The 12,945-nt window shown below is 70.6% G+C and carries 10 protein-coding genes; 5 read left to right on the top strand and 5 right to left on the bottom strand.

The genetic code is table 11. The features are described 5' to 3' along the window. Positions 1–4: 4 nt before the first annotated feature. Positions 5–868, bottom strand: coding sequence for a glucose-1-phosphate thymidylyltransferase RfbA (gene rfbA / locus JD276_RS01275; RefSeq protein ID WP_200112957.1), 864 nt, complete (start codon positions 866–868; stop codon positions 5–7). A 91-nt stretch (positions 869–959) separates the two neighbouring features. Between rfbA and JD276_RS01270 the strand changes: the two genes are divergently transcribed. The 3 genes from JD276_RS01270 to JD276_RS01260 are packed head-to-tail and all read left to right on the top strand — an operon-like array spanning position 960 to position 4,361. Beyond that, a complete protein-coding gene (locus JD276_RS01270) occupies positions 960–1,907 on the top strand; it encodes a glycosyltransferase family 2 protein (protein ID WP_200112955.1) in 948 nt (315 codons plus the stop codon). Positions 1,908–1,962: 55 nt separating this feature from the next. Next, positions 1,963–2,964, top strand: a complete 1,002-nt coding sequence (gene rfbB / locus JD276_RS01265; protein WP_200112953.1) for a dTDP-glucose 4,6-dehydratase — start codon at positions 1,963–1,965, stop codon at positions 2,962–2,964. 2 nt (positions 2,965–2,966) lie between these two features. Next, complete coding sequence (locus JD276_RS01260) at positions 2,967–4,361, top strand: sugar nucleotide-binding protein (RefSeq protein ID WP_200112951.1); 1,395 nt, start codon at positions 2,967–2,969, stop codon at positions 4,359–4,361. 79 nt (positions 4,362–4,440) lie between these two features. Here JD276_RS01260 and JD276_RS01255 read toward each other — a convergent pair whose 3' ends face one another. Next, positions 4,441–6,117, bottom strand: a complete 1,677-nt coding sequence (locus JD276_RS01255; protein WP_200112949.1) for a sulfatase-like hydrolase/transferase — start codon at positions 6,115–6,117, stop codon at positions 4,441–4,443. Positions 6,118–6,205: 88 nt separating this feature from the next. Continuing rightward, positions 6,206–7,594: an LCP family protein gene (locus JD276_RS01250; RefSeq protein WP_200113440.1), complete on the bottom strand. Its 1,389-nt coding sequence runs from the start codon at positions 7,592–7,594 to the stop codon at positions 6,206–6,208. Between the two features lie 199 nt (positions 7,595–7,793). On the opposite strand from JD276_RS01250, the gene JD276_RS01245 reads away from it, so the two are divergent. Next, a complete protein-coding gene (locus tag JD276_RS01245; protein ID WP_200112947.1) occupies positions 7,794–9,059 on the top strand; it encodes a glycosyltransferase family protein in 1,266 nt (421 codons plus the stop codon). Between the two features lie 10 nt (positions 9,060–9,069). Here the strand turns inward: JD276_RS01245 and JD276_RS01240 are convergent, their stop codons facing one another. Both JD276_RS01240 and purE read right to left on the bottom strand, forming a co-directional pair. Then, positions 9,070–10,293, bottom strand: coding sequence for an MFS transporter (locus JD276_RS01240; RefSeq protein ID WP_307866381.1), 1,224 nt, complete (start codon positions 10,291–10,293; stop codon positions 9,070–9,072). Then, complete coding sequence (purE, locus tag JD276_RS01235; protein WP_200112945.1) at positions 10,294–10,842, bottom strand: 5-(carboxyamino)imidazole ribonucleotide mutase; 549 nt, start codon at positions 10,840–10,842, stop codon at positions 10,294–10,296. A 106-nt stretch (positions 10,843–10,948) separates the two neighbouring features. Between purE and JD276_RS01230 the strand changes: the two genes are divergently transcribed. Further along, positions 10,949–12,937, top strand: a complete 1,989-nt coding sequence (locus JD276_RS01230) for a variant leucine-rich repeat-containing protein (RefSeq protein WP_200112943.1) — start codon at positions 10,949–10,951, stop codon at positions 12,935–12,937. Positions 12,938–12,945: the final 8 nt, after the last annotated feature.

The following is a 12,945-nucleotide window of genomic DNA, read 5'->3' as shown; positions in this document are numbered from 1 at the left end:
GCCGTCAGCCGCCCAGCAGCGAGGCCAGGTACCTGCCGTAGCCGCTCTTCAGCAGCGGACTGGCGAGCTCCTCGAGCTCGGCGTCGTCGATCCAGCCGTTGCGCCAGGCGACCTCCTCGATGCAGCCGACCTTGAAGCCCTGGCGGTCCTCGATCACCCGCACGTACTCGGCGGCCTGCATCATCGACTCGAAGGTGCCGGTGTCGAGCCAGGCGGTGCCGCGCTCGAGCGTCTGCACGCTGAGCCTGCCCGTCCTGAGGTACTCCTCGTTGACGCTGGAGATCTCGAGTTCGCCGCGCGCGCTCGGCTCGATGGTCTTCGAGATGCGCACCACGTCGTTGTCGTAGAAGTAGAGCCCCGGCACGGCGTAGTTGCTCTTCGGCTCCGTCGGCTTCTCCTCGATGGAGATGGCGCGCATACTCTCGTCGAACTCGACCACGCCGTAGGCGGTCGGGTTCGCGACGTGGTAGGCGAAGACCACGGCGCCGTCGATGTCGGTGTGCCGGCGCAGGCTCGTGCCGAGCCCCACGCCGTGGAAGATGTTGTCGCCGAGCACCAGCGCCACGCTGTCGTCGCCGATGAACTCCTCGCCGATGATGAACGCCTGGGCGAGCCCGTCGGGCGAGGGCTGCACGGCGTACTCGATCCGCATGCCCAGGTGCGAGCCGTCGCCGAAGAGGGCGCGGAACTGCTCGTGGTACTCGGGGGTCGTGATGATCAGGACCTCGTTGATCCCCGCCATCATCAGCGTCGACAGGGGGTAGTAGACCATCGGCTTGTCGTAGATCGGCATGAGCTGCTTCGAGATGCCCTTCGTGATGGGCCACAGCCGGGTGCCGGATCCACCGGCGAGAATGATGCCCTTCATGGGTCACTTCCTTTCGACAACTCAGCGCACAGTCTATATCCGGGCTCCTTGGGCCCTCCGGTGCGCATCCCGCCTGCATAGAATTGGGCGCATGCCCCGAGCCGAGACCCCGCCCGCGGGGAGAGCCCCGAGAGTCGCGTTCGTCACCGTGAGCTACGGCTCCGGCAATGCGCTCGGTCCCTTCCTCTCCTCCCTGCGCCGCTTCCACTCGCCCGAGCACCCCGTGGTGGTGGTCGACAACAAGCCGGATCACGAGAGCGCCGAGGCGCTCGCGGCGCAGTACGGCGCGCGCTACGTGCCGCTGCCCGAGAACCCGGGCTACGGCGCCGGGATGAACGCGGGCGTCCGCGCGCTGGAGGAGGGCGGCGAGCGCGACTGCGACGCGTACTTCTTCTGCAACCCCGATGTGACCTTCACGCAGGAGACGGCGACGGCGCTCGCCGCCGCGATGCTCTCGCAGCCCGGGGTCGGATCGATCGGCCCCCGACTGTTCAACGACGACGGCACCGTCTACCCCTCCGCCAGGAACATCCCCTCGGTCGGCACGGGTGTCGGGCACGCGCTGCTCGGCAGGGTGTGGAGGGGCAACCCCTGGACCCGCGCCTACCAGGACGCCGCGAACTACGACTCCGCCCGCTCGGCGGGCTCGCTGTCGGGCGCGGCCGTCATGGTGCGCGCCGACGTCTATCGCGAGATCGGCGGCTGGGACGAGGCCTACTTCATGCACTTCGAGGACATCGACCTCGGCTTCCGCATCGGCCTGGCGGGGTACGAGAACCGCTACGACCCCTCCGTCTCGGTGGTCCACAGCGGGGCGCACTCCACGAAGAAGCACGCCGAGGCGGTGGAGCGTGCGATGACGGACAGCGCCGTGCGCTTCATGGGCAAGCGGTACCCCGGTCCGCTCCGCGCTCCGATCCGCTGGGCGATCACCCTCGGCCTCAGAGCGCGCGGAGCGCTGAAGCTGGCCTCGATCCGCCGCTCCTCGGCCCGGGACCGGCCGTCCAGATCGCACTCCGGCGGGCCCAACTACACTTGAGACGGACAGCTTCTACCGCGCGTAGACCATTCGACAGGCAAGCAGGAGGACCCACGTGGCCCGAAAGATTCTCGTGACCGGCGCGGCCGGCTTCATCGGCTCGAACTTCGTGCACTACCTCGTCGCGAACACCGACGACGTGGTGACCGTGCTCGACAAGTTCACCTACGCCGGCAACGAGGCGTCGCTCGCGGGGCTTCCCGAGAACCGCGTCACGGTGGTCCGCGGCGACATCTGCGACGCCTCGCTCGTCGACACCCTCGTCGCCGATTCGGACGTCGTGGTGCACTACGCCGCCGAGTCCCACAACGACAACTCGCTGCACGATCCGCGCCCCTTCCTCGACACGAACATCGTCGGCACCTACACGCTGCTCGAGGCGGTGCGCCGGTACGAGAAGCGGTACCACCACATCTCGACCGACGAGGTCTACGGCGACCTCGAACTCGACGATCCCGAGCGTTTCACCGAGTCCACCCCCTACAACCCCTCGTCGCCGTACAGCAGCACCAAGGCCGGCAGCGACCTGCTCGTCCGCGCCTGGGTGCGCTCCTTCGGCACGCAGGCCACGATCTCGAACTGCTCGAACAACTACGGCCCCCGTCAGCACGTCGAGAAGTTCATCCCGCGGCAGATCACGAACATCCTCGTGGGCGAGCGTCCGAAGCTCTACGGCGAGGGTCTCAACGTGCGCGACTGGATCCATGCCGACGACCACTCCTCGGCCGTGCTGCGCATCGTCGAGGCGGGCCGCATCGGCGAGACCTACCTGATCGGGGCCGACGGCGAGAAGAACAACAGGGAGGTCCTCGAGCTGATCCTCACCGGCATGGGACAACCCGCCGACGCCTACGATCACGTCGTCGACCGCCCCGGGCACGACCTGCGCTACGCCATCGACTCGACCAAGCTCCGCTCCGAGCTCGGCTGGGAGCCGTCGTTCCCGGACTTCGAGCGGGGTCTCGCGGCGACCATCGACTGGTATCGGGAGAACGAGGACTGGTGGCAGCCGCAGAAGGCCGCCACCGAGGCGAAGTACCGGGAGCAGGGGCAGTAGCCGTGGCGGCGAAGCAGCTCGCCCTGCGCGAGACCACGATCCCGGGCCTCGTGCTGCTCGACCTGCCCGTGCACGGCGACAACCGCGGCTGGTTCAAGGAGAACTGGCAGCGCGAGAAGATGGTCGCGCTGGGCCTGCCCGACTTCGGACCGGTGCAGAACAACATCTCCTTCAACGACAAGACGGGCGCGACGCGGGGAATCCACGCGGAGCCCTGGGACAAGTTCGTCTCGGTGGCGACCGGCAAGATCTTCGGCGCCTGGGTCGACCTGCGCGAGGGAGACTCCTTCGGCGCCGTGTTCACCGCGGAGCTCGACCCCTCGACGGCGATCTTCGTGCCGCGCGGCGTGGGCAACTCGTACCAGACCCTGGCCGACGACACGGCCTACGTCTACCTCGTCAACGATCACTGGAGCGCCGAGGCCCAGGGCGAGTACACCTTCCTGAACCTCGAGGACGAGACGGCCGCGATCGACTGGCCGATCCCCCTGGATCGGGCGGAACGCTCGGAGAAGGACCTCGCGCACCCGCGCCTCGCCGACGTGGTCCCGATGAAGCCGAAGCGCACGCTCGTGATCGGCGCGAACGGGCAGCTCGGCACCGCGCTGCGCTCAGCGCTGCCCGACGCAGATTTCGCCGCTCGGGATCGCGTCGACCTGGCCTCCGCCGCCCCCTTCGACGGCATCCGCTGGGCCGACTACGACACCGTGGTCAACGCCGCCGCGTACACGAAGGTCGACGAGGCCGAGACGGAGACGGGCCGGCGCGACGCGTGGGCCGCGAACGTCGCCGGCGTCGCGGCGCTCGCCAGGGCCGCCGTCGAGCACGGGCTCACGCTCGTGCACGTCTCGAGCGACTACGTCTTCGACGGCACGGAGCAGAGCTACGCCGAGACCGACGCGTGCTCACCCCTCGGCGTCTACGGCCAGACGAAGGCCGCCGGCGACGCCATCGTCTCGACCGTGCCGCGCCACTACATCGTGCGCACCAGCTGGGTGATCGGCGAGGGCGGCAACTTCGTGCGCACCATGGCCTCGCTGGCCGAACGCGGCATCGACCCGAGCGTGGTGGACGACCAGGTCGGCCGCCTGAGCTTCACCGACGACATCGCGGCCGGGATCCGGCATCTGCTCGAGACCCGGCCGGAGCACGGCGTCTACAACCTCACCAACGAGGGGCCGTCGATGTCGTGGTGCGAGATCGCGAAGCTCGTGTACGAGGGCACCGGGCACGACCCCGCCCGCGTCAGCGGAGTCTCGACCGAGGAGTACTTCGCGGGCAAGCGGGTCGCTCCGCGACCGCTCAACAGCACGCTCGAACTCGGCAAGCTGGAGGCCGCGGGCTTCACTCCGCGCGACGCCCGCGAAGCGCTGACGGCGTACCTGGCCGAGGCCTGACCCTCGGGCGGGACCCCGTGAGCGAGGGGACGGGGTCGGCGCCGCCGTGCGCGCGGCGCCGACCGAACCCTCGAGGACGCTACTCTTCGACCGGCTGCGAGCCCGCGCGCTCGCCCGCCTCGGCGGGGCGGTCCGTGCCGCCGCCTCCCGGGCCCTCCAGACCCCAGAGCCGCTGATACAGCTCGAACGAACGCGAGTTCACGACCTCTCGGTACTCGTCGGGGGACAGGTCCAGGATGCTCGTCGAGGCGGTTTCGTCGACGAGAGCCGAGACTCCCACCCCGGCTCGGTGATCGGGGCGGCCGAGATCGAGGAGGTCCAGCAGCGTCGGATAGAGGCTGAGCTGGTCGACCGAGCGCAGATCGCCCACTCCGTCGGGGCTCCAGATCCGGTTGAAGATCGTGCGCCCCTGGAGGTCGCCGAGCTCGCTCCAGTAGGGGCGATCCTCCCCGACCATCTTCTCGTGGTCGCCGACGAGCACCACCACGGTGTCGTCCAGGTAGCCCTGCGACTCCATGTGCTCGACGAAACCGGCCACCTCGCTCATGGAGCACTTGATGGCCGAGCTCAACGGCTCCTCGGTGGTCTGCGGGCAGTGGTCGAAGAGGTGCGCCGGCTCGTGGGAGTCGAGGGTCAGGAGGGTCAGGTTGAACGGCCGGCCCGACGCATGCAGCTCGTCGACCTCGGCCTTCGCGTTCTCCATCAGGCGCGCGTCGGAGAGGCCCCAGACCGAGTACTCCGTCTCCCCCTGCGCGATCCAGTGATTCGCGTCCTTGACCGTGTCGTAGCCGTGGTTCCGCAGGTAGACGCCCTTCGAGGCGAACTGCTCGTGCGCTCCGCCCATGAACACGCTCGTGTACCCCGCGCCGTCGAGCACGTCGCCGAGGCACACCGCGCCGGGGAGGTAGTCGTCCTCGCCCTCGCCGATGTCGTTCCGCTCCCGCGGGGTGTACCCCGCCCCGCGCAGCGGCACCCCGCACTGGGAGCCGACGATGCCCGACATCGTCCAGCCGCCGCCCTCGTACTGCCGCAGCGCCGGGATCGTCCCCCACCCCTCGGTGGCCTCCTCGACCGGTTCGAGGAGGTTCTCGCCCATGAGCTCTGCGTCGGAGAACGCGTCTTCCATGGACTCCAGGTAGATGAGCACGAGATTCTTGCGCTCCTCCCCCGACCGGGGATCCCCGACCGTGCTCACCGCTCCGCCGGCCTCCGGCGCGACGTAGTAGTCCTCCAGCGTCATCGGCGTCGTGATCGACTGCACGTACTGGGGAGCCTGGACGGCCTGGGCGAAGACCGCACCGCCCGCGACGCAGGCGGCGACGGCGAGCACCGGCCGCGCCCAGTGCCGCGCGCGGATCCGGCGCCAGAGCAGCGCGGCCCGGGAGGGCCGCGGGGGCACGGCGTAGCTCCTCCGGTCCCGCTTCGGCCGGCGTCGCACGAGCAGGGCGAGGGAGAGCAGCGCTCCGACCGCGGCGAGCGGGATCACGAGCGCCTGCACGACGAAGCTCGACAGATACCCCTCGGGCGTCGCCTCGGCGTCGCCGCCCCCGGCGCCGGGAAGGTGCATGAGCATCTGGTCGACGGAGATCGGGCCGAAGGTCTGCCTGATCCACAGGGCGGAGCCGAAGAGCACGGCCCCGAGGGCGACGAGGAGCCAGCCGAGCACGGCCCAGACCGCCCCCAGGAATCTCATGGCGGGGGCGCGGCGCGTCTCCACCTGCACCACCGGAACCCCCGGCTCAGTCTCCTGCTGCATTCCACTCCCGTTTCCCGTGACGACATTCACCGTTCACTTCGCACGGGTGCCATAGCCTAGTCCTCCGACCTTGGCGGACTCTGAGGCGCTACTCGCCCTCCTCCTCGGCGGGCGAGGCCGCGGCGACCGCCTCGGCCACCAGCCGGTGCACGACCGCGTAGTCGGGGAAGGCGGGGTCGACCGCGGGCGGAGCGACCTCAACGTTCACGGGGGTGTGCTCCTTGGCCTTCGCGGCGAGATCGACGAAGCGGCCCAGCATCGACTCGGGGATGTCGGTCCGCACGAGGTCCGCACCGGCCCCCGCGATCTCCTGGAAGCGCAGCAGCACGTTGCTCGGGTTCATCTGGGCGAGGATCGCGCGCTGCAGCTCCCGCTGGTGCTCCATGCGATCGTAGTCGCCGTTCACCAGGCCGTGGCGCACGCGCGCGAACATCAGCGCGTGCGCGCCGTCCAGCTTCTGCTCCCCTGCGGGGATGACCGCGTGCCCCTCGACCCACTCGCCGGTCATCGGGTCCTCGTACCCGCCGAGCGGCACGTCCTGCTCCACATTGACCGTGACGCCGCCCAGCGCGTCGATCAGCGACGAGAACCCCTCCATGTCGATGAGCACGTAGAACTGCACCTCGAGCCCGGTCGCACCGCTGACGGCGTCCTTCGTCGCCTCGATGCCCGGGGAGGATCCGCGCGAGACCGCGTCGGGATACAGGGCCGAGCCGTCGAGGAAGGTCTCGGTCTCCGTGTACACGGCGTTCAGCTTGCCGTCGGTCTCGCAGTAGGCGTCGACGCAGAAGCCCGAGGGGAAGGACTGGTGCATCGGCGAGCCCTCGGGGAACGGCGCGCTCACGAGGTCTCGCGGCAGGCCGACGATGATCGACTGGCCGGTCTCGGCGTCGACGCTGACGAGCGAGATGCTGTCGGGGCGCAGCCCCTCGCGGTCGTCGCCGGCGTCGGTGCCCAGCAGCAGGATGTTGTAGCGGCCGTCGACCGGAGCCACCGCGGGCGCGCCGCCCCCGAAGATGTCGCTGAACGCGCCGCGGGCGGATCCCACCGCCACGGCCGCGTAGGACGCTCCGGCGACGGGCAGGACGGTGAGCAGCACCGAGAGCGCGGCGACGGGGACCCTCCAGCCCCGTCCGACGTTGACGAGACGGGCGAGACGCAGCGTGTCGAAGCCCAGGATGAGCCACATGACGGCGTACGCCGCGATCAGCACCTGCACGATCAGCAGCACGATGCCGTTGGTCAGGAGCGAGAGGGTGCCGACGCGGAAGAGGAGGATCCCGAGCCCGGCGACGATCAGCAGGGCGATCATGAAGATCGTCGCGCCCAGACCGAAGCGCCCCAGCCTGCGATCGCCGGCCAGCACCTGCGCGCTGCCGGGTAGCAGGAAGCCGATCACGACGAGCCATCTCGCGCGCTTGCTCATCAGCGGCGCGGACTCGGTGTCGGGGTGGCGCAGGGGGCGCTCCAGATCCATCACGCTCACCCGCGCACCTCCACCTTCCTCGACCGGCCGCCTAGACGCACGTTCCAGAGTAGATGGGAGGCGGCCGACTACCTCGGAACCCGCCGAGAACGACGCAAACAGATCACAGTTCGGTCATTCTCGGAGGTTCCGGGGTTTTCCCAGTTCGCTCCTCCGTACACTGGTGCTACGGAATCACGCGGGGAGGAAAGTGGCTACCTTAACCCTCATCGGAGAGCCCTTCCCCGACTGGGAAGCCGACCTCCAGCGAGCCGCGATCCGAGATCTCACGGCGGCCCTCGCCGAGACCGCCCCCCGCGCCTGCAGCGCCCGCCTCATCGTCGCGCGCGGCAGCGAGGCCCCCGTCTTCTCCTCCCCGAAGGCGATGGTCGAGACGATGCCGCTGAGCACGTCCGTGCTCTCGCTGGTGTGGCAGAACGGCACCACGGCCCGCCCCCTCGACGGCGAGTTCGTGCACGCGCTCACCCCGATGGTGCCGCTGCGCAACCGGGGAGCCGACGACGGCAGCCAGACCTCGGTGACGGTGCCCCACGCCATCGCGTGGGAGGCCCCCGAGCTGCTCGGCCCCTCGCAGGCCCGCCTCTTCCGCAACTTCGTGCGACGCGCCGTCAAGTTCGCCGACGTGCTGCTCACCCCCACCTACGCCGTGGCCTCCGTGCTGCACGATCGCTACGGCGAGCAGGTGCCCGTGCAGGTGCTCCCCCTCGCGGCGCCCGAGGAGCTGCGCCGCCCCTCGGACGCGCGGGAGCGTCGCTCGGCGCTCGGCCTGCCCGAGCGCTACATCGTGACCACGACCACCGCGAACGAGCACGGCCGGCTGCAGTGGATCCTGGATGCGCTCGAGGCGGATCCCGAGCTGCCGCCGCTGGTGATCGTCGACGGGCTGGGGCCGACCCTGCACGAGAACGGCCGCCGGCCGAAGGGCACGCCCGCGGTCTCACCCTCGGCGGGGCGCACGGCCGATGCGGCTCCGACGCCCGACGCCGTTCCGACGCGCGCGCCCGCGAGCCCCGACGCGGGCGCCGCGGAGCGATCGGCGACGGCGACGCTGACGCCCATCGCGCCCGATCCCGTGGCGATGGGCCCCATCCCCGAGTCCCTGCGGCAGCGCGTGCTCGTCGTGCGGCCGCGCGAGCTCGCCGACATCGGGGCGATCCTCTCGGGAGCCGATCTCATGGCGCAGCCGCAGACGTGCATGGGCTCCGGGTACCCGCTGCTCGGTGCGCTGAACTCCGGGATCCCCGTGCTGCACGGCGGTGCCGCCGGCTACGCGGAGATCTCGCTCGACGCCGGCATCGCGGCGGCCGACGCCGGCGCCTTCGCCTCGGAGCTCGGCAGGCTCTGCCACGACGCGACGGAGCTCGAGCGCATGGCGGTGCTCGCGGAGGATCGCGGCCGGGCCTTCACCTGGCGCAACACGGCCTGGCAGCTCTGGGAGCTGCACGCGAACCTCTGAACCCGCCCGGTTAGGCGTCGACCGCGGCGATCCCGCCGTTCGAGCGCGCGTATCCCCACGCCATCAGCCCGGCCAGAGCAGCCGCGGCGGCGATCGTGGCCGCCGTGCCGCCCCACCCCCACGCGGCGAAGGCGAGACCGCCGAGCCAGCCCAGCAGGCTGGAGCCCGCGTAGTAGCCGAGGTTGTACAGCGGCGGAGCCTGACTGCGCGCCTCGCCGGCGCGCCGGGAGATCAGCCCGCTCGCGATCGAGTGGGCTCCGAAGAATCCGCCGGTGAACAGCACCAGGCCGAGGATCACGATCGGCAGCCGCGGAGCGAGCGTCGCGGCGAGCCCGACCAGCATCACCGCCACGCAGCCGAGCAGCACCGCGGTCGGCGCTCGTCTCCGGGCGATCCGCCACACCCAGCGGGAGGTCGCCGCGCCCGCCAGGTAGGCCAGGAAGAGCCATGAGACCTGCGCGAGGCTCAGCCCGAAGGGAGCCTGCTCGAGCCGGAACGTGAGGTAGTTGTAGGCGGCCACGAACCCGCCCATCAGCAGGAACCCTTGGGCGACGAGCACGGCGACCCCGGGGGTGCGCAGGTTCTGCAGGGTGGCGCGCACCATCGACATGCCGGGCCCCGGCCGCAGCGCCGTCGGCGGGATCAGCACGAGGAACGCGACCGTCGCGACGGCGGCGAGCACCGCGACGGTCGCCATCCCCCAGCGCCAGCCGAGCGGATCCCCCGCGAGCCCGGCGACGATCCTGCCGCTCAGGCCCCCCAGCGTCGTTCCGGCGACGTAGCTGCCGACGGCCGCACCCAGCGCTCGCGGGTGGATCGTCTCGGCGAGCGCGGTGACCGCGATCGCCGGCAGCCCGGCGAGGGCGACGCCCTCCGCGCCCCGGATCGCGATCATCGAGACGAATCCGGGGGCGAAGGGCGCGATCAGGCCGATGACCATCGCGCACACCATCGCCCAGCGCATGGCCCTGACCCTGCCCACCCGGTCGGAGAGCCGGGCCCAGGGCAGCACCCCGAGGGCGACGCCGATGGTCGCGGCGCCCACCGCCCAGGAGGACGCGCTCTCGCCGACCCCGTAGGCGCGCGCGATCTCCGGCAGCAGCCCCTGCGGCGAGTAGAGCTGGGCGAAGGTGGCGAGGCCCGCGCAGAAGAGCGCGATCATCGCCCGCCGGTAGCGGGCGCTTCCCGCCTCCGCGCGCTCCTCCTCCCCGGGCGCCGCCTCCCCCGGCGCCACTCAGGCCGCGGGATCCGGTGCCGCGGAGCCCGCCTCCGCGGCGACCCTGGCCCGGAGCGCGGCGTTCTTCTCCTCCACCATCTCCGCGAGCCCCGCGGCGTAGCCGTCGAGCCGTTCGCGGAGCTCGGGATCGCTCGCGCCCAGGATCCTCGCCGCGAGGATCCCCGCGTTCTTCGCGCCGCCGATGCTCACCGTCGCCACCGGGATGCCGCCCGGCATCTGCACGATCGAGAGCAGCGAGTCGAGGCCGTCGAGCCTCGAGAGCGGAACGGGGACGCCGATCACCGGGAGCGAGGTCATCGACGCGACCATGCCGGGCAGGTGGGCCGCTCCGCCGGCCCCCGCGACGATGACGCGAAGCCCGCGCCCCGCGGCTTCGCGGGCGTACTCCATCATCTTCCCCGGGGTGCGGTGCGCGCTGACGACCTCCGCCTCGTGCGGGATCCCGAAATCGCGCAGCACCTGGACGGCCTCCGCCATCACCGGATAGTCCGAGTCGGATCCCATGATCACGCCGACGAGGGGGGTGGAAGCGGTGCGTTCAGTCATATCCCAATGGTAGCGAGCGCGCGCCCGCCAGCCGTTCGAACACGAATGTCGGAGATTCCGCGTAGGCTCTTCCCATAGCCCGCGAAGCCCACGAAAGGCGTGCACCTTGTCAGATCCGAGCACCGAGCTCAGCAATCCGGCGACTCCCGCCGAGCGTCTCGCAGAGATCGCCCGTGACCACCCCGAGCTCGGCCAGCAGATCGCCGCTCACCCGAACGCGTACCCCGAGCTCAAGGCCTGGATCGCGCAGTACGCGCCCCAGCAGCCATCGGCGCCGATCGAGGCCGAGGCGCAGACGGCGGCAGACGGCGAACCGGCGCCCGAACAGCAGGCGCAGTCGGCCCCCGAACAGCTCGCACCCGACCAGCCGACGACGCCGCTGCAGCCCGTTGTCGACACGACGGCACCGCAGGGCGCCACCCAGGCCACCGTGCCGCTCTCCCCCTACGGCGCACCCGGGCAGCCCTACGGCCAGCCGCAGCAGCCCTACCCCGGGCAGAACGGCCCGGTCCAGCCACAGGCATACGCTCAGCCCTACGGTCAGCCGCCGTACGCCCAGCAGCCTCCGTACGCCCAGCAGCCGCCCTACGCCGAGCAGCCGCCGGGTCAGCCCCCGTACGACCAGTCGGGCGCCCCCGGAGGTGCCGGCGGCAAGAAGAAGCGCACGACGCTCATCATCGTGCTCAGCGCGGTTCTCGTCCTGCTGCTCGCGGCCGGCGGCGGTGTCTGGTGGTTCCTGGCGTCGAAGCTCGGCGGCTCCTCGAGCCCCGAGGCCGCCGTGCAGAAGCTCGTCGGCAGCGCGAGCAGCATGGACCCGCTGGCGCTCTACGGCTCCCTCTCCCCCAGCGAGTTCCGCGCTTTCGAGCCGGCGCTCGAGCAGACCATGGACCTCAAGAGCGACGAGGACAGCAAGACCGCGGAGCAGTTCCTCGAGGATCTCAAGCGCGAGGTCACGATCACGACCACCGAGCAGCTCGAGATCGAGAGCGACCCCATCATCGATGAGACCGTCGAGCGCGTCACCGTCGCCTCGGGCGTCATCGAGATCGACGGGGACCCCGAGAAGGTCGCGCAGGTCGTCATGGACTTCACCATGCCGCTCGTGCAGGAGCAGGCCGAGCTCTACGGCGGCAAGATGAGCAAGAGCGAGATCGCCGAGGCCCGGGACGAGCTGGAGCGCCAGCTGGAGGACAACCTCCCCTACGAGCTCGACTTCTCCGACTACGACGTGAAGCTCGTCACCGCGAAGGAGGACGGCGGCTGGTACGTCAGCCCGCTGCTCACCCTCGCCGACTACGCGCACACCTCGTCCGGCGCGAGCGACAGCCTGCTCGGCAGCGAGATCGCGGCCCCCGCGAAGCAGGGCGCCAAGAACGCGGCGGACGCAGCCTCCCAGCTGACCGAGGCGGTCACGGCCGGCGACTACGACGCCGTGGTGGAGCAGATGCCGCTCGCCGAGCGCCGCCTGCTCTCCGTCTACGGCGAGAGCATCGCCGACTCGATGTACATCGATCTCGACGACTTCTCGGGCAGCATGGGCGAGCTCGGCCTCACCCTCGAGGAGAACAAGTTCTCGGAGCAGAAGGCCGACGGCTTCTCGCGGGTGTCGATCGACGACCTCGCGTTCCTCTCGGTGCGCGAGGAGGAGGACTACGCCAGCGGCGACGTCGTCGAACTCGAGACGCGCGTCGCCGTCTCCGGCACGTGCGTCGCCGTGGACGGCGAGCGGCTGGTCAGCGTCGACATGTACGACTACTACGACAGCGAGCTGTTCGACGACTGGTTGAGCGACTACGACTACCCGGGATCCTTCAGCGACTACCTCGGCGACCACGGCGTCTCGGGCAGCGAGATCGAGAACGTCAACGAGGAGTTCTGCCTCGAGGAGGAGGTGCCGATGCTCAAGAGGCTCGGCGTCGAGGACTGGTCGCTCGTCGCGGTCGAAGAGGATGGCGGCTGGAAGATCAGCCCCATCGGAACCGTCGCCGACATCAGCACGATCATCTCCACCAACCTGCAGGAGCTCGCCGAGGACGGTAGGCTCGACGAACTCATGGAGGACGCGGGCGCCTCACCGATGCCCTACGGCCTCTAGGACCGACC

Source organism: Leucobacter chromiisoli (assembly GCF_016522505.1).
GTDB classification, from domain to species: Bacteria; Actinomycetota; Actinomycetes; order Actinomycetales; family Microbacteriaceae; genus Leucobacter; species Leucobacter chromiisoli.
Note: the sequence above shows the minus strand (reverse complement) of the source record. Positions and strands in the feature narration are given on the sequence as shown.

Excerpts from the sequence above, each read along its gene's own strand:
- rfbA (WP_200112957.1), bottom strand. The coding sequence starts at position 868 with ATGAAGGGCATCATTCTCGCCGGTGGATCCGGCACCCGGCTGTGGCCC.
- JD276_RS01270 (WP_200112955.1), top strand. The coding sequence starts at position 960 with ATGCCCCGAGCCGAGACCCCGCCCGCGGGGAGAGCCCCGAGAGTCGCG.
- JD276_RS01255 (WP_200112949.1), bottom strand. The coding sequence starts at position 6,117 with ATGCAGCAGGAGACTGAGCCGGGGGTTCCGGTGGTGCAGGTGGAGACG.
- JD276_RS01250 (WP_200113440.1), bottom strand. The coding sequence starts at position 7,594 with ATGGATCTGGAGCGCCCCCTGCGCCACCCCGACACCGAGTCCGCGCCG.
- purE (WP_200112945.1), bottom strand. The coding sequence starts at position 10,842 with ATGACTGAACGCACCGCTTCCACCCCCCTCGTCGGCGTGATCATGGGA.